At 64.8% G+C, this 22,986-nt stretch carries 29 protein-coding genes and 1 riboswitch; of the genes, 12 read left to right on the top strand and 17 right to left on the bottom strand.

Going from position 1 to position 22,986, the window contains the following annotated elements; translation table 11 throughout:
- The first annotated feature begins 15 nt into the window (after positions 1-15).
- A complete protein-coding gene (locus AC5RT4_RS03530) occupies positions 16-693 on the top strand; it encodes an endonuclease/exonuclease/phosphatase family protein (RefSeq protein WP_494039829.1) in 678 nt (225 codons plus the stop codon).
- 13 nt (positions 694-706) lie between these two features.
- Here the strand turns inward: AC5RT4_RS03530 and AC5RT4_RS03535 are convergent, their stop codons facing one another.
- Both AC5RT4_RS03535 and AC5RT4_RS03540 read right to left on the bottom strand, forming a co-directional pair.
- Entirely contained in the window at positions 707-1,216 is a 510-nt protein-coding gene (locus AC5RT4_RS03535) for an NUDIX domain-containing protein (protein ID WP_494039830.1), read from the bottom strand.
- A 42-nt stretch (positions 1,217-1,258) separates the two neighbouring features.
- Positions 1,259-1,450 (bottom strand): DUF1918 domain-containing protein, encoded by a 192-nt coding sequence (locus AC5RT4_RS03540; RefSeq protein WP_494104874.1) that lies wholly within the window; start codon positions 1,448-1,450, stop codon positions 1,259-1,261.
- Between the two features lie 95 nt (positions 1,451-1,545).
- Between AC5RT4_RS03540 and AC5RT4_RS03545 the strand changes: the two genes are divergently transcribed.
- Positions 1,546-2,052, top strand: a complete 507-nt coding sequence (locus tag AC5RT4_RS03545; protein WP_494104875.1) for a metallophosphoesterase family protein — start codon at positions 1,546-1,548, stop codon at positions 2,050-2,052.
- 118 nt (positions 2,053-2,170) lie between these two features.
- Positions 2,171-3,064, top strand: coding sequence for a glucose 1-dehydrogenase (locus tag AC5RT4_RS03550; protein WP_494104876.1), 894 nt, complete (start codon positions 2,171-2,173; stop codon positions 3,062-3,064).
- An 81-nt stretch (positions 3,065-3,145) separates the two neighbouring features.
- Here AC5RT4_RS03550 and AC5RT4_RS03555 read toward each other — a convergent pair whose 3' ends face one another.
- Genes AC5RT4_RS03555 through AC5RT4_RS03565 form a run of 3 tightly spaced genes read right to left on the bottom strand, consistent with a single transcriptional unit; the run spans position 3,146 to position 4,495 of the window.
- Complete coding sequence (locus AC5RT4_RS03555; RefSeq protein ID WP_494039834.1) at positions 3,146-3,589, bottom strand: DUF1810 domain-containing protein; 444 nt, start codon at positions 3,587-3,589, stop codon at positions 3,146-3,148.
- Complete coding sequence (locus AC5RT4_RS03560) at positions 3,573-4,142, bottom strand: DNA alkylation repair protein (protein WP_494104905.1); 570 nt, start codon at positions 4,140-4,142, stop codon at positions 3,573-3,575. Before AC5RT4_RS03560 ends, AC5RT4_RS03555 begins: the two co-directional genes overlap by 17 nt.
- Positions 4,139-4,495: a TraR/DksA family transcriptional regulator gene (locus AC5RT4_RS03565; RefSeq protein ID WP_494104877.1), complete on the bottom strand. Its 357-nt coding sequence runs from the start codon at positions 4,493-4,495 to the stop codon at positions 4,139-4,141. Before AC5RT4_RS03565 ends, AC5RT4_RS03560 begins: the two co-directional genes overlap by 4 nt.
- A gap of 382 nt (positions 4,496-4,877) precedes the next feature.
- Positions 4,878-5,049: riboswitch (cyclic di-AMP (ydaO/yuaA leader) on the top strand.
- 3 nt (positions 5,050-5,052) lie between these two features.
- Here AC5RT4_RS03565 and AC5RT4_RS03570 point away from each other — a divergent pair.
- Positions 5,053-5,904: a LysM peptidoglycan-binding domain-containing protein gene (locus AC5RT4_RS03570; protein ID WP_494104878.1), complete on the top strand. Its 852-nt coding sequence runs from the start codon at positions 5,053-5,055 to the stop codon at positions 5,902-5,904.
- A 101-nt stretch (positions 5,905-6,005) separates the two neighbouring features.
- On the opposite strand, the gene AC5RT4_RS03575 is transcribed toward AC5RT4_RS03570, so the two are convergent.
- The 7 genes from AC5RT4_RS03575 to AC5RT4_RS03605 all read right to left on the bottom strand — a co-directional run bounded on the left by AC5RT4_RS03575 (position 6,006) and on the right by AC5RT4_RS03605 (position 11,545).
- Positions 6,006-7,481 (bottom strand): protein adenylyltransferase SelO, encoded by a 1,476-nt coding sequence (locus AC5RT4_RS03575; RefSeq protein WP_494104879.1) that lies wholly within the window; start codon positions 7,479-7,481, stop codon positions 6,006-6,008.
- Entirely contained in the window at positions 7,478-8,920 is a 1,443-nt protein-coding gene (locus AC5RT4_RS03580; protein WP_494039838.1) for an APC family permease, read from the bottom strand. The genes AC5RT4_RS03575 and AC5RT4_RS03580 overlap by 4 nt, the downstream gene beginning before the upstream one ends.
- Positions 8,917-9,936 (bottom strand): ribonuclease Z, encoded by a 1,020-nt coding sequence (locus AC5RT4_RS03585; RefSeq protein ID WP_494104906.1) that lies wholly within the window; start codon positions 9,934-9,936, stop codon positions 8,917-8,919. Before AC5RT4_RS03585 ends, AC5RT4_RS03580 begins: the two co-directional genes overlap by 4 nt.
- 68 nt (positions 9,937-10,004) lie before the next feature.
- Positions 10,005-10,193, bottom strand: a complete 189-nt coding sequence (locus AC5RT4_RS03590; RefSeq protein ID WP_494039840.1) for a hypothetical protein — start codon at positions 10,191-10,193, stop codon at positions 10,005-10,007.
- 121 nt (positions 10,194-10,314) lie between these two features.
- Entirely contained in the window at positions 10,315-10,743 is a 429-nt protein-coding gene (locus tag AC5RT4_RS03595; RefSeq protein WP_494039841.1) for a hypothetical protein, read from the bottom strand.
- Between the two features lie 112 nt (positions 10,744-10,855).
- Positions 10,856-11,224 carry a hypothetical protein gene (locus AC5RT4_RS03600; RefSeq protein ID WP_494104880.1) on the bottom strand — a complete coding sequence of 123 codons (369 nt, stop codon included), beginning with the start codon at positions 11,222-11,224 and terminating at the stop codon, positions 10,856-10,858.
- 108 nt (positions 11,225-11,332) lie between these two features.
- The gene (locus AC5RT4_RS03605) at positions 11,333-11,545 is read right to left on the bottom strand and encodes a hypothetical protein (RefSeq protein WP_494039843.1); all 213 of its coding nucleotides are present in this window, start codon (positions 11,543-11,545) and stop codon (positions 11,333-11,335) included.
- 380 nt (positions 11,546-11,925) lie between these two features.
- On the opposite strand from AC5RT4_RS03605, the gene AC5RT4_RS03610 reads away from it, so the two are divergent.
- The 6 genes from AC5RT4_RS03610 (at position 11,926) to AC5RT4_RS03635 (ending at position 15,587) form a co-directional block, all read left to right on the top strand.
- Positions 11,926-12,771, top strand: coding sequence for a universal stress protein (locus AC5RT4_RS03610; protein WP_494104881.1), 846 nt, complete (start codon positions 11,926-11,928; stop codon positions 12,769-12,771).
- Positions 12,772-12,827: 56 nt separating this feature from the next.
- Positions 12,828-13,289: a polysaccharide deacetylase family protein gene (locus AC5RT4_RS03615; protein ID WP_494104882.1), complete on the top strand. Its 462-nt coding sequence runs from the start codon at positions 12,828-12,830 to the stop codon at positions 13,287-13,289.
- Between the two features lie 95 nt (positions 13,290-13,384).
- Complete coding sequence (locus tag AC5RT4_RS03620; RefSeq protein WP_494039846.1) at positions 13,385-13,915, top strand: hypothetical protein; 531 nt, start codon at positions 13,385-13,387, stop codon at positions 13,913-13,915.
- Entirely contained in the window at positions 13,912-14,109 is a 198-nt protein-coding gene (locus AC5RT4_RS03625; protein ID WP_494039847.1) for a hypothetical protein, read from the top strand. Before AC5RT4_RS03620 ends, AC5RT4_RS03625 begins: the two co-directional genes overlap by 4 nt.
- Before the next feature lie 55 nt (positions 14,110-14,164).
- Positions 14,165-15,052, top strand: a complete 888-nt coding sequence (locus AC5RT4_RS03630) for an HNH endonuclease (protein ID WP_494039848.1) — start codon at positions 14,165-14,167, stop codon at positions 15,050-15,052.
- Positions 15,053-15,062: 10 nt separating this feature from the next.
- Entirely contained in the window at positions 15,063-15,587 is a 525-nt protein-coding gene (locus AC5RT4_RS03635; RefSeq protein ID WP_494039849.1) for a DUF2087 domain-containing protein, read from the top strand.
- On the opposite strand, the gene AC5RT4_RS03640 is transcribed toward AC5RT4_RS03635, so the two are convergent.
- The gene (locus AC5RT4_RS03640; protein ID WP_494039850.1) at positions 15,584-16,081 is read right to left on the bottom strand and encodes a hypothetical protein; all 498 of its coding nucleotides are present in this window, start codon (positions 16,079-16,081) and stop codon (positions 15,584-15,586) included. The two genes, AC5RT4_RS03635 and AC5RT4_RS03640, sit on opposite strands and share 4 nt — an antisense overlap.
- A 128-nt stretch (positions 16,082-16,209) precedes the next feature.
- Positions 16,210-16,455, bottom strand: a complete 246-nt coding sequence (locus AC5RT4_RS03645; RefSeq protein WP_494039851.1) for a hypothetical protein — start codon at positions 16,453-16,455, stop codon at positions 16,210-16,212.
- 383 nt (positions 16,456-16,838) lie between these two features.
- Between AC5RT4_RS03645 and AC5RT4_RS03650 the strand changes: the two genes are divergently transcribed.
- Complete coding sequence (locus AC5RT4_RS03650) at positions 16,839-18,707, top strand: vWA domain-containing protein (RefSeq protein WP_494039852.1); 1,869 nt, start codon at positions 16,839-16,841, stop codon at positions 18,705-18,707.
- A 51-nt stretch (positions 18,708-18,758) separates the two neighbouring features.
- Here AC5RT4_RS03650 and AC5RT4_RS03655 read toward each other — a convergent pair whose 3' ends face one another.
- Positions 18,759-19,385 (bottom strand): MBL fold metallo-hydrolase, encoded by a 627-nt coding sequence (locus AC5RT4_RS03655; RefSeq protein ID WP_494039853.1) that lies wholly within the window; start codon positions 19,383-19,385, stop codon positions 18,759-18,761.
- 175 nt (positions 19,386-19,560) lie between these two features.
- On the opposite strand from AC5RT4_RS03655, the gene AC5RT4_RS03660 reads away from it, so the two are divergent.
- Positions 19,561-20,133 carry a hypothetical protein gene (locus AC5RT4_RS03660; RefSeq protein ID WP_494039854.1) on the top strand — a complete coding sequence of 191 codons (573 nt, stop codon included), beginning with the start codon at positions 19,561-19,563 and terminating at the stop codon, positions 20,131-20,133.
- Between the two features lie 85 nt (positions 20,134-20,218).
- Here the strand turns inward: AC5RT4_RS03660 and AC5RT4_RS03665 are convergent, their stop codons facing one another.
- Both AC5RT4_RS03665 and AC5RT4_RS03670 read right to left on the bottom strand, forming a co-directional pair.
- Positions 20,219-21,079 carry a hypothetical protein gene (locus tag AC5RT4_RS03665; RefSeq protein ID WP_494104883.1) on the bottom strand — a complete coding sequence of 287 codons (861 nt, stop codon included), beginning with the start codon at positions 21,077-21,079 and terminating at the stop codon, positions 20,219-20,221.
- A complete protein-coding gene (locus AC5RT4_RS03670) occupies positions 21,063-22,829 on the bottom strand; it encodes an NAD(P)/FAD-dependent oxidoreductase (protein ID WP_494104884.1) in 1,767 nt (588 codons plus the stop codon). The genes AC5RT4_RS03665 and AC5RT4_RS03670 overlap by 17 nt, the downstream gene beginning before the upstream one ends.
- Between the last annotated feature and the right edge of the window lie 157 nt (positions 22,830-22,986).

Below are 22,986 nucleotides of genomic sequence, written 5' to 3' on the forward strand. Positions count from 1 at the left end.
CGGAAGAGGTGTTCCATGCGCGTCATCAGTTACAACCTCCGCGAGCACAAGGCGAGCGGAGAGCTCCTTGCCCTGGCCCGGAACCACGATATTGACGCGCTCTGCCTCCAGGAGGTGGATTCCAGCGACCTTCCGGAGACCCTGGGCCCGCTTCACCTCGCGGACGCCACCAAGGCGAACCGGCTCGGGCTCGCCATCTACTACCGCACCAGCCGGTTCACCGCCCTGGACACGCAGTCCTTTGCGCTGAAGAAGTCCATGCATGACAGGGTGCTGGCCCCGGCGCATGAACGCCTTATCGGCACCCGGGTGATGGACAACGAAACGCAGCATGAACTGGTGATCGGTTCCTTCCATGCCGCGCCCCTGACGGCCTCCAACTCGCTGCGGCGGAAGCAGATCCACGCGGCCCACGCCGAACTCCTGACCATGGGCAAAGGTTTGATGACACTGATGGTGGGCGACTTCAATTACCCGTTCTTCACCAAGAACCTGCATGTCCACATGAAAAATTCAGGCTACGCATTGTCGCTGAGCAACCGGCGCACGTACACCCGCTACAAGGTATTCAAGGGCCATTTCGACTTTGCCACCTCATTGGGGCTGGACATCACCAGCGTGGAGACCCTCCCGCGCGGGAACTCGGACCACCTGCCCATCCTGGTGACCGCCGAATACGGTCCGGACTACTGACCGGGCGTCCGGGCTAGGTTCCGGAGGCGAGCCGTTCCCGGAGGCCCGGCCATGCCGCCGCGAAACCGGGATGCAGCTCCTGGTGTTCCACATCAGCAAACGGAATCCACAGCAGTTCGATGCTCTCCGGATCGCTGATCACCGGATCAAACGGCTCCGTCACCAGCACCACCACGGTGGTGTAGGACCAGTAGCCCAGATCCAGCAACGACGTAAAGAGCACCTCGACGCTCTCCGGCGGCACCGCTGCTTCCTCAAACGCCTCACGCAGGGCGCCCGCTACGGCGTCCTCGCCTTCGTGCAGCGCCCCGCCCGGCAGTCCCCAGGTGCCGCCATTGTGGCTCCAGATGGCGCGGTGCTGCAGGAGCACGCCTTTGGCAGGGTCGTAGGCAAGCACCCCGGCGGCGCCGAATCTGCCCCAGTACCGGCCCCGTTCCCCTTCCACCCAGGCATCGCCGGGGTCGCGGGGGCCGGTGCGGACAGGCGGCGTGGAGGACTGTGTTGAAGCCGGGAAGTGATCCATCGCTCCAGTCTGACAGGTGGAGCGGCGCATCACACTGCGGCGCTACTGCCCGTTTCCGCGTTCGACGGCGAAATCACCGCCGGGATACATGACGGTTTCGTGGCCGTCGTCAAAGCGGACCAGGTATGGCGGGGTTCCGCCCTTGCCGCGGACTTCGAGGATCACCCCGTGCCGGTCCGTTGCACCGACGGTCCTTCCGTGAACGATGATCCTGTCGCCCTGTGCTGCCTCCATGGCTATCACCTCCAGCCCCAGATTACGACTGTCTGCCTCCGGGGAACAGGGCCGGAAAGGGCCAATCCGAACCGGCAGCATGGCAGGATTTCCCCATGCCGCTGAATCTTCTCCTGCTCGCCGATACCCACGTGCCCAAACGCGCCAGGGCGCTCCCCGCGCAGGTGTGGGCCGCCGTCGGGAATGCTGACGTGGTTTTCCACGCGGGCGACTGGGTGACGGTGGACCTGCTGGACGAGCTTGAGCGGCGAAGCCGGCGGCTGATCGGCGTGTACGGCAACAACGACGGCGCCGGCCTCCGCGCCAGGCTGCCCGAAACGGCAACCGCAACGCTTTACGGAGTCCGCTTCGCCATGGTGCACGAGACCGGCCCGGCGAAAGGCCGGGAGGCAGGGTGCGGGGCGCTCTACCCGGATGCTGACGTGCTGGTCTTCGGGCACAGCCACATCCCGTGGGACACCACAGCCCCTGGAGGCCTGCGGCTGCTCAATCCCGGCTCACCTACAGACCGGCGCCGCCAGCCTGCCTGCACCTACATGACGGCGGCGGTGGACTCCGGCGGCATCACGGAGGTCAGGCTCGTCGAGGTTCAGCGGGACTGAACGGGGGCTGGGCCAGGAACACGGAGCGGGTTGGCAGGGACGGGCTGATTGCCTAGGCTGGAACGGTAAGCATGCTTAGCTTTCTCGTGTTCCACTCCGATCCAACAGGAGGACCACCATGACAGACCAGTACACCTTCCGCAATCCGGTCACCGCCTACGAGACAATTTCCCCGCCGAAGCAGGACCAGCCCGAGCCCGGCCTGGACGCGGAGCTGGAACCCAAAGCGGACCTCGGTGAGGAAACCTACCGCGGTACGGGCCGGCTCGAAGGCAGGAAGGCAATCGTGACTGGCGCGGACTCCGGTATCGGTGCAGCCACAGCCATCGCCTTCGCCCGGGAAGGGGCCGACGTCGTCCTGTCCTACCTCCCGGAGGAGGAAGAGGACGCCGCCCGCATCGCAGGATTCATCGAAGCCGCCGGCCGCAAGGCCGTCAAGGTGCCCGGCGACCTGAAGGACCCGGTGCTTTGCCGTGAAGTGGTGGACACCGCCGTGGCCGTGCTGGGCGGAGTGGACATCCTGGTGAACAACGCCGGGAAGCAGGTGGCCCAGGAGGAGCTGACCGACATCACGGACGAGCAGTTCGACCACACCCTGAAGACGAACGTGTACGCCATGTTCTGGCTGACCAAGGCTGCCCTCCCACACATGCCGCCGGGCTCCACCATCATCAACACCACCTCCATCCAGGCTTACAACCCATCACCCACGCTGTTGGACTATGCCACCACCAAGGCCAGCATCAATAACTTCACCAAGGGACTGGCCCAGCAGCTCGCGCCCAAGGGCATCCGCGTCAATGCCGTAGCCCCCGGGCCCATCTGGACTCCGCTGCAGGTCAGCAGCGGCCAGCCCAAGGAGGAACTGCCGGAGTTCGGACAGTCCACTCCCCTGGGCCGTGCAGGCCAGCCGGCCGAGCTCGCCCCGGCGTATGTCTTCCTGGCCTCGCCGGAGTCAAGCTACGTCGTCGGGGAAACACTGAACGTCAACGGCGGCAGCCCCTCGCCGTAGCCCGGCGCTGCCGGGTATGTTCGACGGCGGTGCCCTGCGCAGGAAGCGCAGGCACCGCCGTCGGCTCTTTTGTTCGAAATTCTAGGTCGCGTCCTGGCCCGCCAGCAGCTCATCAGTCGCGGCGTCCGGCTGTCCGTCAAAAAACTTGGCCAGGACGGTCTTGAAGACGGTTTCGCCGGGTGCCGCGCGCAGGAACAGCGTCATGGACGAGTGCAGCTTCCGGGCATCGATGCCGCCCAGGATGTCCTCTGCGGTGCGGCCTGCATGGTTGGTAAGGGCCAGGGCGCAGTCGAGCAGCCGCGGGCCCAGCACCTCATGGTCCAGGTACTCCCGGGCTTCAGCGAGGGAGCTGATGGCGTACCGGCGGGACATGTCGCTCTGTCCCAGGCCGGCGAGCTGGGGAAAGATGAACCACATCCAGTGGCCGGACTTACTGCCCATCTGCAGTTCCGCCAGTGCCTGGTCGTACGTTCCGCCGCTGTCCTGGGCGTGGACGAATCGTTCAAGGTCAAAGGGTCCGTTCATGGGTGTCTCCTTGTGGTGGGGCTTCGGGTTCTGAATGCTGTTCAAGATAGTCCGCTGCGCGGCGCAACTGGCTGTCCGGGTCCGTCAGCCAGCGGGCGAGGACGACATTGGCACGTTGCCGCCCGCGTCCGTCAAGCCGTGCCAAAAACGGCGCCACAACATCGGCCAGCAGGGGGCCGGCCAGTTCTTGGGTCGCGGCAGTCCGCAGGAAGCCCTCAACCCGGGTCAGGTCCGTGTGGCGCAGGAGTGACACTTTGGACTGCAGCAGGACGACGGCGGCGAAGCGGCGTTCATAAACGGCCCTTGAGCCGGGCCGTGGCTGGCCCCACAGGGCGGACGCGAGCTGCATAACGCCGTCGTGATCAAAATCCTTGAACTTGCGCAGGGCGTCGCGGACCGTTCCCCGGACAGCGCCCACTGAAGAACCGTAGGAGGCCAGCTGACCGCCCAGCCGGGCCTCGACGTCGTCCGCCCGGTACCAGGCGCCCTCATTCTGCAGGGTGCGGTCAATAAATGCGGCGGCAGCCGCCACCTGCTCCCTGCCGCTGGTCATCGGCGGCCTGGCGCGGCGTGCCGGATGCAGAACGGCGTCCACGGCCTTGCCTCCAGCCTGCCCTCGGCAATGGCTTCACCGCAGACGGCGCAGGTGCCGTAGGTGCCGGCGGCGATCCTGGCCAGGGCTGCGTCCACCTGGTGGAGCCCGGCACTGCTCTGCTGCAGCAGGGCCGAAGCCTGGGACAGCTCGAAGGCGATGGTGGCGCCTTCGGGGTCATGCTCGTCATCCACATTCGAGTCCTGCCGGGCCGAGTTTGCCGAGGCGATGTCCTCGCGGAGGGCCGGGAGGAGAGCAACTTTGCGCTCCCGCTCCTCCTCCAGCAGGATCCGGAACCTTTCGTAGTCAGGCATGGCAAAAGCCTACGCGCGGTCAGTGCCTGTTCCCCGTCACCGGAGCGGTTCCAGGCCGTGCCTGCCACGCTGGGCCCCGGTTGCCTGGCCGAATTCCGGAGCCTTCCTTCCAGCCCGATATGCTCCTGCCGCGGAATCCCAGGGCGGCCTGTTTCACGCCGAGGTTATAGGTCTGTGACAAAGAACACGAGCCACATCTCCGGCGCGCCTATCTCGCAAGGTCAGGCTGGGGTGCTGCAACCATCCAGTCGTTTGCGGAATGCGGTAGAAGCACCTCGTATGTTACCCAAACGTGACAATGGGGCCCCGCGCGGGTTAGGGTCTTCAGGTGTCCCTCCCAGACGGGACATTCCCCTCAGTATGCCGAGCCCTGCCACTGACCCGGGAACCAACGCTCTTCAGCTGGCAGGGACGGGGGAACCAAGTTTCCGCGGCCTCATATGAGGCCTTGGGGTTAAGTCGATAGCACCTCCGCTTTTTCCGGATGTGCTCCCGGCCGGGTATCTCCAACCCGAACCCGACAGCTCACCCCGCAGGCATGGGAGAGGCGATCAACCGTGTCAAAAAATTCCATCACCGCCCGTCACCGCGCGACTCCGGCCCGCTCAATCGCGCTCCAGGGCTTGGCTGTGTCAGCCAAGTCCCTTGGCCGCCCGGCGCTCGCCGTTGCAGCAGCATCCGGCATTGCCTTCGGTGTCGGCGCCCCGGCACACGCAGGCGTAACCGGTCCGGACACCACCGAGACCACTAACACCCAGGCTTACGCAGCACCGGCTGCTGCAGTGGCCGCCCCGGCAGCAGCCGCAGCCAACGTCCACACTGTTGTTTCCGGCGATACCCTCGGTGCCATCGCGGCAGCCCACGGCGTAGCCCTGAACGACGTCCTGGCCGCCAACGGCCTGGCGATCACCGCCATCATCTACCCCGGCGACCAGATCCAGATCCCCGGTGCCGGCTCCGTTGCAGTTGCTCCGGCCGCCGCCCCGGCTCCCGCCAAGGCTGCCGCTCCTGCCAACACCGGCATGAACCTGTCCTACGCCTCCACGGCTGCCGTACCTGCTCCGGCTGCACCTGCCCCGGCAGCTCCCGCAGCCACCGGCACGGGCACCGGCGCAGCCATCCTGGCCAACGCCTACGGCCAGTTGGGCGTCCAGCAGGACTGCACCGCCATGGTGGAGAAGGCACTCCGCGCAGTTGGCAAGAGCGTTGGCGACCTCGCTCCCGGCCAGTTCTACCAGTACGGCACCACCGTTGCCACCCCGGCTCCCGGTGACCTGGTTATCACCGCAGGCCACGTTGGCGTCTTCGCCGGCAACGGCCAGGTTGTCAGCGGCGGCGTGGACGGCTTCAAGACCGAGGTCCACTCCATCAGCTGGCTCGGCGGCGCTTCCTTCGTCCGCGTAGCATAGTCACACCACCCGAACAGGGGCGGCAGACGGGATTAATCCCGGCTGCCGCCCCTGTTTTGCTTCATCGGGTCTCCCCTGGTTCCGGCACCATGTGGGGATTTTCAGGTCCCGCAGAAGGTCTGGTAGCTGCCGAAGTCCTCCGGCGCTCCTTCGGCATAGCGTTCCAGCCCGGGCCTCTCATTGAACGGGGCACTGACCACGTCCAGGAGCCGGGTAAAGGGATCAAGGTCTCCCCCCGTTGCTGCGGCGAGCGCTTCCTCCACCAAATGGTTGCGCGGGATGTAGGCGGGATTGACCGTGTCCATCAGGTCCCCGTCCGGTTGCAGGGCGCGCCACCGCCCGGCCCAGGCGTCGAAGGCCGCCAGGTCAAGAACCATTCCGCGGGCGGGGCGGTCGTTGCCCCTGGCCGCGTGCGAGAGGTTGCGGAAAAAGGACGTGTAGTCGATCGGTCCGTCCTTCAGCAGGGCCACCAGCCCGTCCACCAGCTCCGAGGCCTCTTCGGCCTCCGCGCTTCCGGCCGGGGCTTCCGCCAGGCCGAGTTTGGTTTTCATGCCGGCGAACCAGGCGTCACTGTATTGCCGGCGGAACTTGCCAAGTACTTCCACCGCCGGGGCAACGGCCTGTTCCTGGTCTTCATGGAAGAGTGGCAGCATGGCCTCGGCCAGGCGGGCCAGATTCCATTCCGCGATAACCGGCTGGTTGGCGTAGGCGTAACGCCCGCCCACATCGATGGAGCTGTACACCGCGGCCGGGTTGAAGGCGTCCATGAAAGCGCAGGGCCCATAATCGATGGTTTCCCCGGAGATGGTCATGTTGTCCGTGTTCATCACGCCGTGGACGAATCCCACCAGCATCCACTGGGCCACCAGTTCCGCCTGGGTGGACACCACTGCTTCGAAGAGCGCCAGGTACGGGTTTTCGGCGTTTGCGGCCTGGGGGTGGTGCCGGCTGATCGCATGGTCCGCCAGGCGGCGCAGGAGGTCCATGTTTTCGGTGGCCCGTGCGTACTGGAAGCTCCCCACGCGCAGATGGCTGCTGGCCACCCGTGTCAGTACCGCCCCTGGAAGCATGGTCTCCCTGCGCACCGGCCGGCCAGTGGCCACGACGGCAAGGGAGCGCGTTGAGGGGATGCCGAGTGCGTGCATCGCCTCACTGATGAGGTACTCGCGCAGCATGGGTCCGACGACGGCCCGCCCGTCCCCGGCACGGGCGAAGGGAGTGCGGCCCGACCCTTTCAGGTGGATGTCCCGCAGCCGGCCGTCCGGGCCCGTCAGCTCACCTAGCAGGAGTGCGCGGCCGTCGCCGAGCAGGGGCGAGTAGCCGCCGAACTGGTGGCCGGCGTAGGCCTGGGCCACCGGCGTCGATCCTTCCGGAACGTGGTTTCCGAGGAGGAGGCGTACGCCCTCCGCGGACCGAAGGTATTCCGGATCGAGTCCCAGATCCCCTGCCAGCGCATCATTGAGAACCAGCAGCTTTGGATCAGGTGCTTCCTCTGCCTGCCAGGGAACCGCCAGCTCGGGCAGTTCCCGGGCAAAGCGTCCGTCCAAAGCGACAGTTGTTTCTGCAGCAGCTGTCATGTGTTAAGCCTTTCCTCGTGGTTCGTTCTCCGGTTTATCAGCCATGTGACAAACCAGAGCACAACGCCGATGGCCATCAGACCGCCGGCAATTTGGTACTGGATGACGTTCCTGCCCACCCATGGGCCGGCAAGGAAAGCGCACAGCAGGGCCGCCACCAGCGGCAACTGCCCGGGCGAGGTGAAGAACACCTTGCGGTTGGGGTCCCGCTTGCGGCGCAGTACAAGGCAGGCAACGTTTACTACCGTGAAGACGCAGAGCAGCAGGAAGGCAGTGGTCCCGGACAGGTTGGCCACGATGTTGCTTTCCGGATCGCTGGTGACGTACAGGATGAGTCCCAGCGCCAGGACGGTGGAGAAGACGATGCCGGCCCACGGGGTACGGCGGCCCGGCAGGACCTTTCCGAGGGTACGCGGCAGGACGTGCTGGCGTGCCATTCCGTAGATGAGGCGGCTGGCCATCAGCATGTTGATCAGTGCTGTGTTGGCTACGGCGAAGACCGCCAGGAACGGAAAGATCCTGTCTATCGGGAAGTCGGGCGAACCTTTGTGGACCACCTCAAGAAGCGCGGCTCCTTCGGCTTCCCGAATGTTCTCAAGCTCGGTTGGCGTCAGTACGCTGACCACCGAGACAGCCACCAGCATGTAGAGGAGTACAGCTATTCCCAGCCCGGTCAGCATGGTGCGCGGGAAGATTTTTTCCGGATTCCTGGTTTCCTCCACCATGTTCACGGAGTCCTCGAAGCCCACCATGGCGAAGAACGCGATGGAGGTGGCGGCCGTAACGGCCAGGAACAATCCCTTGTCCTGGTAGTCGCTGAAGACAAGGATCTCGCCGGGGTTTCCGGTGCCCTGGGACATCACGAAGAAGCCGACGCCGATCACAATGCACAGCGCGATCATTTCCACCAGGGTGAGGACAACGTTGAACTTGACGCTTTCCCCCACGCCGCGCAGGTTGATGATGGCCAGGAGCAGCATAAAGGCCATGGCGACGGCGGTGATGACACCTTGCCCGGGAAGTCCCATCCAGCCGTTGATCTCGAACCCGCCGAAGAGGTTTTGGGCCAGGACGTTGGCGGAGGTGGAGGCGCTGGTGATGCCCGAACAAACCACGGCGAAGGCCACCAGGAAGGTGACGAAGTGGATCCCGAATGCTTTGTGCGTATAGAGGGCAGCCCCGGCGGCCTGGGGGTACTGCGTGACCAGTTCCAGGTAGGAGAAGGCGGTCAGTGTGGCCACCACGAAGGCCAGCAGGAAGGGCAGCCACACGATGCCGCCCACCGTTCCGGCCATGGTCCCCGTGACGGCGTAAACACCGGCGCCGAGGATGTCGCCCACGATGAAGAGCAGGAGGAGTTTGGGGCCGAGGACCCGTTTGAGCTCGGGTTCCTTTCCTTCAGGAGTAGCGTCGAAGACTTCTTCGGAAGTTTTGCTCATTGTCGACCTCCACGAGAGGTTGGGCGGCTGCGCCCGGGCGGTATGCCGGATAGTTCACTCTCTACCCCCTGCAGGTGTTTGGCAATCAGCAGCCCCACGCCGTCCCCGCTGCCCGGCACGGGGTTGGCATGCCACCGCCGGCGCTTTGGAAAGGCGATATGGTCCAGGTCCTCGGCCGCCATCACCTTTGTGCCCGCGGCGCGCAAGTCCGCCTGCGCCACCAACTCGCTGACGTCGTCGTACCTTGCCGAAAAGTGCGTGAGCACAAGCGTGTCAACACCGGCGTCGGCTGCAAGCTTCCCCGCCTGCCCCGCAGTCAGGTGCAGATACCTGCCGGCGAGCGCGGCGTCGTCGTCGCTGAAGGTGGACTCGGCCACGAGGAGGTCCACGCCGTCGGCCAGCTCCTCAGCCCCCGCACAGGGAGCGGTGTCCATGACGAAGGCGAAGCGCTGGCCGGGCCGTGGGACACTGACGTCGGCGAGATGGACCCCCGCCAGCGTGCCCTCTCGCTGCAGCCGCCCGATGTCCGGCCCGTGGATCCCTGCCGCCGCCAGACGGTCCGGGAGCAAGCTGCGGCTGTCCGGTTCGAGGAGCCGGTAGCCGTACGTTTCAAGGCGGTGGTTCAGCGCCCGGACCTCAAGCCCTTCGGCCACCGTTCCGTTGCCGCCGTGCGGATGAAGCCTTAGGTCTATTCCGGGCGAACTGATGGACACGAGCGCCCGGACCACGTCCTCTCCGGACGCCGGGTAATGGAGATGGACGGGGTGGGCCACGCCGTCCAGCGCCATGCGGGACAGCACCCCGGGCAAGCCGTAGCAGTGGTCGCCGTGCACATGCGTCAGGCAGATCCGGGTGATGTGTGTTGCGGATACGCCTGCGTGGATCATTTGGCGTTGGGTTCCCTCGCCGGGGTCGAAGAGCAGCCCCTGGCCGTCCCACCGAAGCAGGTAGCCATTGTGGTTGCGGGTTCTGGTGGGTACCTGGGAGGCGGTGCCCAGGACAACGAGTTCACGCATGTCTGCGGGAGACCAAAAAGCAGGTTCCGGAATCATCCGGGACCTGCTTCGTGGTTCGTTGTGATGGGTCAGCGCCGCTTGAGCATGCCCATGATTTTGCCGGCCATGCCGCCGGTTCCGGCCCTGCCGCCCATGGCCCCGGTGGTGTTGGGCGTCCGCCCTGTTGTGTTCATTCCGGTGCCGCGGACTGTCCCGGTGGTGCCGGACCTGCCGGCGAACCGTCCAGCGGCATTCCTGATCATGCTTCCCAAGTTCATGTGAAACTCCTTCAGTCTTGACCCGGCCAACCGATATTCATCAGCCTGCTTATTATTTTAGCGCAGTTTCGTTTTTCGGCCAGAGCGGGCGTGGTTTCTTTTGCCGGCCCTGCCGCGGGTTTTAGCGCTCCAGGTCGTCGGGATCGAACTCGCTCAGGGGCGAGCCGCCGAAGTTTTCCTGATCGTCGCTGGCATCGGCTTCCCGGCCGGTGGGGTCCTCGCCGAAGTCGACGTCGGCCACCGCCTCGCCAAGGGTGGGCGTGCTCGCCGGCAATTCGTCCCCAGCCCCGTCGCGGGTTGCTTTCATGTCATCCCGCAGGGTCTGGTCGCTGAGGAAATCTTCCTCCTCGCCGGAAACCTCATCCTGAAGCAGCGGGTCCTCCTGCCAGCGGTCCGGGTTGTTTTCCGCAGCGCCGGGGTAGCTGTCAGGTTCACCGTTGGTCAAGGGATCCAGTTCAAAGGATGAGGCCGCGCCCGGGGTCTCGTCGAGGAGCACGTCGTTCTCTTCGACAATTTCAAGTTCGTCGTCAGGCAGGTTCTGTTCCGTCATGGTGATGCCTCTCTGTTCAGCAGCGTACGGGTAATAGTAAGCATACTGACGAACGGACGGCAGTGTGAACCGTCCGCCCCGGTATCAGCCTGGCGGCCGCCAGCTGCGGCCCCTACTGCGCCTGACTCCCGGGCTGCTCCTGGTCGAGTGCCATCAGGGTCAGCACTGCCACCTGATAGCCCCCGGCGCCGTCCACCAGCTGGTAGCAGAACCGTTCGCGGGCGTGGCCCCGGTAGGACCAGGTGACAGCGGCCCAGGCACTGCCTGGCGTCTCGGCCAGCACCTCCACCTGCTTGTCGACGTCATTGACACCCTCGTACTGCATCCACGAGGAGGCGAAAAACTCCTCTGTCTGCCGCTGCTCCGTGACGGCGAGCAAGTGCCCGGGAAAAACGATCAGCGAGGGAACGGCGTAGAGCCGGCCCATCGCCACTTCGTCGCGGGCAAGCAGGGCGGAGGCATAGCGGTCGAAAAAATCCATGACCCTCTGGTTGGTTTCCGCTTGCATGGCGCTCCCGGTGCTCGTGCTGCTGTTGGGGTCAAGGCGCAGCCGGCCCCTCGACGCCCCTATCCCCCGTCAGATTCCGGATCAGTGCAGGAGCCACGATGCGTCCTGTGGCGGTTCGGGCTTGCGGCGCAGTTTCCGGACCAGAATGAGGAAGGGCCAGGCCAGCAGCTGCAGGACGCCTGCGGCCAGCAACAGACCCACCGCAAGCAGGAGCACCGGCGAGTACAGAAGAAAAACACCAAATGCGGCTGCAATGTATCCCGCAATCAGCGCCAATGCTGCTCCAGGATCCATTGAAACTCCTCTCAATTGTTGGGGGTGAATTTGCCGGCTGAGGTTGCCGGCAGAAAAGACGCCTTGGACGGCCCTGCAGGAGTCGCCGGGCGGGGAAAAGTGAACTTGACGGCGGGAGTGCCAGGAAGAATGTGAACGGCCACGGGGCAGGCTCCGGACTGCCGGGGCATCCACACCCAGCGAGCGATGGTGGCCGCATGCTTCTAAACGGTCATATAAGCGTACTCTCCTGCCGCCGGGCGAGGAAGAAGAAACAGCCTGCCTGGCGGCCATAACAGCCACGAAGTCAGGCACTTGCTGTCGCTGGGAAGGACAGCGGGTAGATACTGGGGGAAGCCCTGCAAACCAAAGGCAGCAACCATCAGGAGCACGAAGGAGCCATGCAGGAGGCACGGGCCATAGTTGCCGGCTACGACGGTTCGACCCCCGCCGCAGAGGCTGTCCGCTGGGCAGCGCGGCAGGCACGCCTTCGGGGCCGGGTGCTGCATGTGGTGCATTGCTCCATATGGCCACTGCTGACCAGGCACCTCGGTCCTGTTCCCGGTGTCTCAGACAGCGGGCTGGAACGCTCCGCCGAGGCCATCCTCGAGGAAGGACTCAGCCTTGCCAACGCTGCCGAGCCGGGGCTGGCGGTTGACTGCACCCTGCTGCATGGCCTTCCCGCCCAGGAACTCGCCGGTATATCCGCGCGCCAGGAAATGGTGGTGGTGGGAAGCCGGGGCCTCGGCGGCTTCCTGGGCCTGATCGTAGGGTCAGTCAGCCTGGAGCTGGCTGCCACGGCCTCCTGTCCCGTCGCTGTCATCCGCCCAGACCTCCGCCCGGATGGTCCGGTAGTGGTTGCTGTTGATGAAGGAGGTTCACCGGTTGCGCTGGAAGATGCGTGCACCCTGGCGTCGGCAACCAGGGCGAGACTCGCCGTCGTTCATGTCCGGCACATCCCCGGCGGCTACCAGCGCTTCCACGCCGGCACGGAAGCAGGAGCCGCCCCCGAGGCAGCCCTGCGGTCCGCCGTCCAGGCCGCACGCACACTCGCCCCCGCGGCAGACATCCAGGAAGTGCTGCTCACTGACACCTCCATCCCCCATGCCATCCTCGATGCCTCACGGGGCGCCTCAATCGTGGTTGTTGGTACACAAGGCCGCGGGCTCGTCAGGGAAACCATCGGTTCCATCGCCCACGCGGTACTTCACCACGCGCAGGGTCCTGTGCTCGTCTCCCGGCGCTGACACCTCATGGGTAATCCGGGCCGGAAACGGGGGCTTCAACAGGAAGATTAGGGGGATTGCCGGTATCGACAAGCAGTGCCACGGGAGGCCGCGTTGCGGCAGATGTTCGGCCCGTCAGCGGCCACCAGTTTCGCTTCCCCTATGCCGAATACAGCGACTCGACCCTGGCAGCAATCCGCCACCTGTATACCAATCACCGCGCCTTTGATGACGACGGGACGGAAGACTCCGGCTTCAACACCCGCACCAACTACAACCCCTACAACCTGAGGGTGAAGTTCGTTGAGGCGACGACGACCACGGAAACCGTGCAGGGCTGGATCGACTCCGCCAAAGCGAACAACGCCTGGCTGATCCTGTCCTATCACGGGGTGGGCGGGAACATAGGCGGCAGCGTCTACACCACGGACACTGCAGTTCTGGACGCAGACATGAAAGCTGTGCGGGACAGCGGCCTCGATGTCGTCACGGTTGCACAAGGTGCAGCCGAAGTCCTGTCGCAGGTATCCGGCAACTAGCAGGAGCCTGCGAAAGGCTGCCTCGGCGGCCAACGAGGGGTCTTCCGGCCGCGCTCCTCCCCGGCGCGACCCCCGCGGCAGCATAGGCTGACCGGGTGACTCCCGCCCCGTCCCCCAGCCCGCTTGATGTCGTGGTCCACTCGGGGCCAGCCGACTGGTGGGTTATCCTCGCCGGTTTAGGTCCGTTGGCTGTCCTCGTCGCAGCCCTGCTCGCCTTCTACATCAACTGGCGCACACTCAAGCAACGCACGGCAGCAGACAAGACCTCGTTGGACCAAAAGCGGGAAGCGGATGCCCAGGCGCTGCAGCAGAAGACAGAAGCGGACAGCCGTGCTGAATGGTGGCGCCGAACGCAGTGGGCGCTGGACCGGGCACTGGACGAGGACGAAGGTACAAAGGCTTTGGGGCTGGCAACCCTGGAAGTCCTGGCACGCAGCGACCTGGCACGTACCGAGGAACTCGAGTTATTCGACATCGCCTGGAAAAACGTCGCAGGTGAGGACACCAGCGATGACAACGGGCAGGAGGACCGCCTGGACCAGGAGTTCATGTTCGTGGACTCAGGTGGCAACATAAGCGAGAATGGAACAACTGATGAGGGCAAGATCAAGGAGGCTGGACCATGAGCGCTGCATCATCTGAACACCGCTTCGTCCATACTCCCCGAACCGGCACTTCCGCCAAACCGGCGCAACGGAAAACCACCCCTGCCGAGCATCGCGTTCAGGTGGCAGCAGCCAGGCTGCGCGTCACCCTCGATGAACGCCTCGGACGCGAAACGCCGGCCAAGACCAAGGCGCTCGCCAAGGAACCCATCTAGGTTCCGCGGATAATCCATGGGGCCGCAACCCGGGCGTGTCTGGAACAGGTGACTGGTGGCTGCAGTAATTCTGGGGTGGGACCCCAGTAAGCGGAACCGTTGGAACTACCGTGCCGTCGTCGAGAAGGTCGCGCGGTCCGGAAAGGTCCTGGAATGCTGGAGCGTTGGCTGCCACTCGGACATTCCCGTGGGAGCCGAGGCCTGGCTCCTGCTGCAGGGCAGCAGCGACGCCGGCACCGGCCTCATAGGGCATGGCGTCGTTATGTCCGAAGCGTCCGAGGCCAGGCAGTTGGATGAGCCTGCCGCGACAGACTGGTACGTCACGGTCGCTTTCGATGCACTCCTCCCGTTTGGTGAGCAAATACGGCCTGAGGTCCTCACTGCAGCCCTCCCCGAAGACTTGTGGAGGGACGCCATGCCTCAGGCAGTCCTCGCCGTTCCGCCCGGAGCGGACCGTGACCTTCGCCGGTTGTGGCGGGACTACGGGCCAGCGGTAAAAGAGCCCCCTCAGCTGGTTCCCGGAACTTACCCGCCAGACGCTGTGAACACTGTGGAGGTGAGCCGCTACGAGCAGGACCCTGACGCACGCCGGATGTGCCTGGCATTCCACGGAACAGCCTGCGCGGCGTGCGGTTTCTCCTTCGAGGCTGCCTACGGCGACCTTGGCACCGGTTTCATCGACGTGCACCACATAGCGCCCCCGGCGTTGCTCGAGGGCGGGTACCAGCTTGACCCGGTGGCTGACCTCGTACCGCTGTGCCCCAATTGCCATGCCATGATCCACCGCGCCGTGGTGTCGCCGCGCACAGTGTCAGAACTCCGCGAAATCATTGCCGCCTCCGGCCACATGAGGGGCGAGGTGGTGAGTGCGCTTGCCTTGGCAGCCCAGGAGGATGCGCGGCGGATTCTTGAAGCGCGCTCCATTTTGAAGGACCTGAGCTGAGGAAAATGCGGTGACGAAGGGGGCAAGATACGGCGGACCGCACTGGCGGCGGGTGGTGGCTACTCTTGCCAACCCAGACGCCCGGACTGCCCACGCGCAAATTGTGCTCGGCGCTAAGCTCCCCGAGGTGCTTGCCGGCCTTAAGGACCAACGGCGAAACAGGGCGCTCGCAGCGCTCGTTGAATCCGGGCTGGTTGAGCGGAATGCCGACGGCGAACTGGTTGCGCCTGAGTCGATCTTCCGGGACCTTTTGGCTCAGCAGCCGCGGCGGCAGGCGCAGACCGGGTTGGCACGCTTCATGCGGCTGGGCAGGATCGAGAGGTATCCGGCCAACCTGTCGGAGCGCCGGGAGCTTTTGGCCTGGATTGCCAGCGAAACCGTGGAGCCGGGCGAGAGCCTGACTGAGAAGCAGGTCAATGAGCGGCTGCTCAGCTATACGGACGACGTCGTGCTGCTGCGCCGCTATCTGGTGGACTTCGGACTTCTGCAACGCACCGCCTCGGGATCCTCCTACAGCAGGCAGGAAGACGTTTAGGCGTCCGCTGGTTCTCGTGAGCTTCGCATCCCCTTATAGGCTGCCCCTGCCCCCACCACCAAAAGGAGGACGGCGAGATACACCGGGCCCAGGTGCCCAAGGGTGGCAAAGCCCCAGGGGTAGTGGGCCGGGACTGCCACTGCGAGTCCCACGGCCGAGACGATAAGGGCTGTGGTGAGGGCCCATCGTTCTCCCCGGCGGACTCCGTACCAGGACAGGCCTGCAAGGGCCAGCCCGGTTGCGGCTATGAAGCCGCTCAGAGCTATGTGCAAGTGGCTGATGTAGTGGGACAGCTGCGGGCTGAACGCTTCAACATCAGCTTTCCCCTTGTCCACCTGATCCGGGCCGATGCCCAACTCCAGGAAAGCGCCTGTGAAGTTGAGTACCAAAAAAACCGCGGCGTATGCCACGAAGGCCAACCCGGCAAGCGTCATCAGGGCGGCTCCCGTCCGAAGACGTGAGTGTTGGCCAGAGGTGGCGTGGATGGCAGGCATGCCCACCACCCCCTCTCCTGTTCACTTCGGTACTAAATGAGGGCCCTTTGATTGTGGGCCTGCGAAGTGAAACTTCTCAACAAGGAGATTCCTGCCAGCGCCGGGAATCTTTCCGGTGCTTTGCCGGACTAGCCGATTCGGGTGTAGCTGGTTTCCGTCTTTCCCAAGGGAGCCGAGTGGAGCGTCACGTAGGTGCCCTGGGCTCTGTTGGCGCTGCCTGAAAGGGCGCCGGGACGGGAGACGTAGCTTCCCTCAAGGCGGGGTGAGGCTTCGCGGTCGGTGGGAAGGCTGACGTAGCTTCCTCCCCGGGGCACACTGTTCCTGATGGTCGCCTGGAATTCCTGGTTTACGGTCAGTTCGGACTGCAGAGTCATGGTGTCTCCTGGTTATTGGGGGCTTGCCGGCGTCGCCGGCCGCAGTAGGTGCAGGCTGTTTCCCATAAGGGACGGTGGTCACCGGGAGTTAGGCCTACGGGCGGCTGCAAATACGTGGGGAGGTTGCCCGGCGCCGAGGAGGGCCCCTACGCCTGACTCAACTTTACGCTATTAATATGACAAGCTCATAATAAGGTGCGCGACCTCACGGGTTTGGAAACAAGCACTTCCTTTGCGCCCGTCGGGGTTATCCTCAAAGTGCGTATCCAGTTGTGGGGGGCATCCGGGCGGGGGCTACGCGCACCCGCGGTGTGACTGCCGCGGGCCAGTTTCAATATTTGGACTCACACCGGGAAAACCCGGCGGATTACAAAGGAAACAGCATGGGCCGCCGGCACGCAGCATCTGACCCGACTTATCCGCGCTGGATCTGGATGGCTGCTGCGGCCACGGTGGCACTTCTCATCGTTGGCGGCGCATTTGTGCTGCGGGCATTGATCTTCCCCGCCTCTTCAGGCGAAGGTGGGACTTCCGGCGGTAATGGCAGCCCACCAGCAGCAGGAGAACCGCTGGCACAGGACAGTCCCGCCGCCGTCGCCGGCGCAGCTCCGTGCATTCCCTTGAAGATCCTTACTTCACTGGAAAACGCCGGGATGGTCCGGGCCCTGGCGGCGGAGTACACCGCGAAACCCCGCAGCGTGGACGGCAAGTGCGTGACGCCGGCAGTTACCGAGGAAAAGTCGGGGGTAGCCGCCGGCAAGGCAGCGGCCCTGTTTCCCGGCGTTCCGGCCGGTGACAAGCCCTCCGTGTGGCTGCCGGACTCCTCCGCGTGGCTGCAACTCGCAGCCCTGGACGCGGCCGGAAGCCCCGTCCCGTCGGAGGCGGTGAGCCTTGCCAGGAGTGCTGTGGTGGTGGCCATGCCGGAGACGATGGCTAAAACCCTTGGTTGGGACAGCAAAGCGCCGTCGTGGTCGGAAGTCTTTCGGATGGCCGAGGATCAAGATGTCTGGGAACGCCTCGGCCACGGCGACTGGGGGAAATTCAAGTTCGGCAAAGCGAGTCCGCTGGTCTCGACGTCGGGCTTGATGGCCTTGGCAGCTTCCTACGGCGCCGCAGGGGGCAGTGTCGGGGGCTTGGACGACATGGACCTGGATACTCCTTCCTTGAAGGAAAAGGTGCGCGCCGTGGAATTGGGCACCAGCCACTACATGGCCACCCCCGAGCATTTCCTGTGGCATGCGAGGGAGGCTGATGACGCCGGGAAGGTCGCAGAGTTCCTCTCCGCAGTGATTGTGGACGAAAAATCCGTTTGGGATTACAACCGGGGAGTATTCAGCGAGGACGGAAAGGCCCAGCAAACCGGTCCCCCACCCCGGGAGCCCCTCCGTGCCATCTATCCCTCCGACGGGGTGCACGTGGCTGACAACCCGGCTGTCATTCTTGACGGTGAATGGGTGGATAGCCAGCAGCGCTTGGCGGCCCAGGATTTCCTTGCGTTCGCGGTGACTGAGCAGGGCCAGCAGGTTGTCAAGGCGTCCGGGTACCGCACAATTCAGGGCAAGCTGGATGCCGGGGTGGCCGGAGTGGGCCGATACGCGGAGACGCTTCAGCCACTGCCGCTGCCAAGGTCGGAGGTGCTTTCTGGCCTTCAGGGCAGTTTCCCCGAGGTCCGAAAGCGGGCCAGGGCCTTGTTCCTGCTCGATATTTCGGAGTCAATGGTGCAGGAGCCCGGCCTGACCAAGCTGCAGCGGGCGAAGGATGCCGTTCTGAAAGCACTGGACCATTTTGTGGGTGAGGATGAAATTGGCCTTGCCGCTTTCTCCCAAGTGGGGGACGGCCCTTTGACGCCCGGCGTCGTAAGCCCGGTTGCCCCGTTCAAGACGAACAAGGACCACCTCATCGCAAAGCTCAACGAGCTCCAGGCCGTCGATGCCACGCCTCTCTTTGAGGCGGTGAGCCGCTTCGCCGGCGACCAGGCCAGGGAATACAAGGACACCTACATCAACACCATCGTGCTCTTGAGCGACGGCAAAAACGATACGACGCATCCGGGAGACCTCAGCGGGCTCGCAGAACAGTTAAGCCACCAGAACCACTCGACGCCGGTGCTCGTCTTTACGCTCGCTTACGGGCCTGACGCGGATGTCCCCACTTTGCTGGAGATCGCCAGGGCAAGCGGGGCCCACTACTATGACGCGACAGATCCACAAAGACTCGAAGAGGTGCTCGGCGAGCTGGTGACCAGTTTCTAGGCCAGCAACGGGGAAAAGAGTCCGCGCAATCCGCAATCGGCGTTGTCGTCATCACACAGGCATCCGTTCCCCTGGTCCGTAAACGGCTGGCGCGCCGTGGCCGAACAGAACGAGTCTTGGGCGCAGATCCGCCAGCCGTTTCATGGACTGCCGGTTGAGTTCAGGCTTCCACGTAACGAAGTTCGGAGGCCTGGACAGCCGGCGGATGTTGAAGAAGACGTCCCCACACAGCAGTACCCGGTCGGATTCACGCCACAAGGCGATGTGGCCCGGCGAGTGTCCCGGCACTTCAAGGACCGTGAACCCTGCCACCCTGTCCCCCTCCTTGAGTTCCCTGTCCACCGGGCATGCCGGCGCCAGCGGAATTTTGGACATGAAACGGGATCCTCGACCTTCTCCGGCCGCCGTGGTCCCCGTTTGGATCGCCCCTCGGTCCGCGGCGCCTGCCCAGATTGGTATGCCGAGGCGGGCTCGGATGGCCCGTGATGAGCCGAAGTGGTCCGGGTGGGCATGGGTAATGAGGTTTGCCTGCAGGCCCAGGCCCTTGACCTGTCGAAGGACGCGGTTCCGCGCGGCGACAGTTCCTGCATCCACAAGCACGTCCCCCAACAGATAGATGTTGATCTGGTTGCGCGGGAATCCGGATAACTGGCGTACGCCAGGGGCAAGCTGCAGCATCGGCCACCTCACCAAGGCTTCAATGACGGTTACAGAAAGGATGGACGGCAGGGGGCACGCTTGCAAGAGATAAGCGGTGTCCAAAGACCCCTGACTTCACGTCGAAGTAAGCCCCGGCGGTCGAATTAGCCGGGTGGTGGTTGTACTGAACAGAAGGCTTGCCCACTATGGAAGTGTGGCGAGGAAGAACACAGGGCACCGGCGGGCGTTTGCCCTGTGGCCGCTGATCCTGCTCGCAGGTACATCAGCGTGTGTCTATGACTACCCTGATCCCGTACAGACAACAGCCGCCACCTCCGGGCCCGTGCGGACACAAGCTGATTCGGCGCCGGCAACAGGGGCACCGAAGCCCTACAGCGACCCACAGATCCTGGAGCAGGAGGCCAAGAACTACGCTGAGCTGTACCGTCTCCTGCGGGCGTCTCCGGGCCGGGCCCTCCTTTTCGAAGTGGGGCCACTGGACGGCCCCGTCCGGGGCTTTGGCAAAACCGAGAAGGTGCCCGCAGCCGGCCAGTACACCGTCACCGCAGCCTGCGTTGGTGCTCCCGGAGCGAAGGTCGCCGTTGGACAAGAGCATCCGGGCGCTCCCTTCCGTCCTACCGAGATTGCACTGGACTGCACTGGCGCTTCTTCGCGAGTCGTTGAACTTCAGGAGGCGTACGTCTTCACTCATCTGGTGCTGCCCGGCCCGGGCGATACGCCCTGGACAGGGGCAGTGGGCGGAGTCCGCGTAACCGCTGCCGGTTGAAGCGTCCCGCGCTGTCTCTGCGACTCCCCTCGTCGTCCCCGGTTCACGTCGCCCCTGGGCTCGCCAGGGGTGATGCGCAGCTGTTCTACCTAGCTCGGGCTGCCCGGTCACGGGTTAGTGCGAGCGCCCATCCGCCCGCTACTCCAATGGCAAGCAGCACGGTTACGAAACCGATCGCCGGGGCGCTTGACCAGGTCAGGGCGGAGCCGTACCGCAGCAGTGCGAGCGCCTGCAGAATGACGAAGGCAACGGACGTTACGGCCACGGGCCGGACGGTGCTCAGGTCGCGGCTCAACTGTCCCTGCGCGGCCGCCCACCCAAGACCGACAAGCCACGCGCCGATCGCCCTCGCGGTGAGCTCGGACAGTGGCCACGGCCACCAGGTTGCGGCCTGAAGGGGAATCGCCAGGAGCGCCAAGCCATATAGCAGCAGCACCCCGGAGATTCCCGCCAAAAGCAACCGGAGCGCCGGGGGCAGCACGGGCCGTCCCGCCGTTGCGGTTCTGGTAGCCGGGGGCCGGGACCGGACCTGCATCCAGCTGACGGCGAGCATGGCCACGGGCACAATGGCATAGATTGCCAGCCATGCCCAGGCGGCTAACTGGGCAAGGAAGGCAGTGTCTGAGGACAGGTGGAAGCGATCGAGATGAAGCAGGGTGACTCCGAAAGTCAAGGTCGTGAAGATGAACACGGGCCAGACTGCCAGCCTCGCCAGATCCCAAGTCGCTGAGCGGGCGCCTGTCACCTCCAGGCCAGCGCTCGCCCAGTAAGCCGCCCCGAGGAAGACCGCGGTCATGGGCGGATTGACTGTCCATGCGAACCACTCCGCAGTCCGGAGCGGAAACACGAACAACACGAGCCCGGCAAGAAACACGAGAAATGCAGCGGCGTAGAGCAGCCACCGCATCGGCGGGATGAGGGGTGTGACCTCAGTTGAAGCCGGCATCGCCGGGCAACTCCTCCGATAGGGGTGCCTCAGCAGGGGCAGGGAGCGGGGCAGGCAGGGGGTTCTCGGCGAGGTAGGTGTGCAGCATCGAGACCACCGTGGCCCCGTCGCCGACTGCGGTAGCCACTCTTTTGATCGAACCGGCCCGCACGTCGCCGATGGCGAAAATGCCGGGCATGCTGGTCTCCAGCGCCAACGGAGGCCTCCCCGACGTGACAGGCCCGGCGTCGCTGACCTCCCGGCTGACTCCCGTGCGCAGAAAGCCTGCGGGGTCGCGCTCGACGGCGTCGGGCAGCCAGGCGGTCCGCGGCACCGAACCGATCAGCACGAACAAGCCGCCGGCTTCAATTTCCTCGCTCGGGGTTGACTCATGCGCTCCCGTTGCAGAGATTTTGACGGCGGAAAGGAATCCGTCCTGGTCACGGCCCCCCACGATCCTGGTGCGGTAGCGGATAGCAACGTTGCGGGTAGCCCCAAGCTGGGAGATGAGGTACTCCGACATACTGGCCGACAGCGAGGGCCCGCGCACCAGCAGCGTCACTTTCTTCGCGTACTTCGCCAGATGCAGCGCCGCTTGTCCGGCCGAATTGCCGCCGCCCACGACGCAGACGTGCTTCCCCGCCATTGACGGGGCCTCGGAGACCGTGGCGCCATAGAAGACGCCCCTGCCCACCAGATCCTCCAGCTGAGGCAGGCCGAGGCGGCGGTAGTCCACTCCGGTGGCCACCACGACAGTGCGGCAGCGCACGACGCTGCCATCCGAAATTGAAGCAACGTACAAAGCCCCCTCGCTTTCGAGCCCCTCCACTTTCCGCAGGAACAGGAAGTCAGTGCCCAAAGTCCAGGCCTGGTGGAAGGAGCGGTAGGCCAGGTGCGCGCCACTCACACCCCGGGAGAAGCCAGGGTAGTTGCGGATTAATGAGCTGGTACCGGCCTGGCCCCCCACAGCTTCCCCCTCCACCACCATGGTGGACAGGCCCTCGGAGGAGGCATAAACGGCGGTCGCAAGACCCGAAGGACCAGCTCCCACCACCAGCACATCGAAAATCTTGTCCGCCGGCGGCGGCCGCGTCACCCCCATCGCTTCGGCGATCTCAAGGTCGCTGGGGTTCTCAAGGACAATTGGTGGAACGGTGAAATCCAGCACCATGACCGGCAGCACGGGGTCCCGCAGGTCCACGCTTTCCAGCGTGCGCTGCGCCGTTTCGGATCCTGCTGGGTGGAAGCCCACCGGGATGTGGTTCCGGCTCAAGGAGTCGCGCAACGTATGAGTCCTTTCGTCGCCGACCTCCCCGACCAGCCGGACGGCCTCGAACGAAACCCCCTGGGCCAGGTGCCAGTCGTCGAGGGCGTCAGTGATCGCGCCATGGAATTCTTCGTCGCGCGAACGTTCGGGACGTATGATCACCAGTTCGGCGTACCCCTGCCCGACTGCCTGGAACACAGTGGGGGCACTGGCGAAGTCACCCCATGTCACCACAACACCCCGCTTGGCGGCTGGGTGGATGCCATACGCACGCCTCAGGAAATCGAGTCCACCCCGGTCAGCCGGGCCGTAGCATGCGAGGATGAGGGCGACCGGGCGGTTCCAGCGCCGGAGCCCCTCAAGCACCGCCCGCCCGTGGGCGTGGTCGGCGCAGGCCACCACCTCGTAGTCGGCACCGTACCGCCGGCGTAACTCGTCTTCAAGAATGCGCAGAGAGGTCGGGTCTTTCGTGGCAACCAGCATGATCGGAACCGAGTGCTCCATGGCCGTTGTCTTTCCGGTTCAATGGTTCGGTGGCGCTCACGATACTCGCGGTGGGACACCGGCGACAAGGGCGCGAAGACTCTGTCAGAATAGCTCCCGATGCGGGGCAGGCAGGATGACCTGAGCAGAACCGGAGCGCGGTGAAAATGGAGGACCC

It is taken from the genome of Arthrobacter sp. sptzw42, from assembly GCF_059089685.1.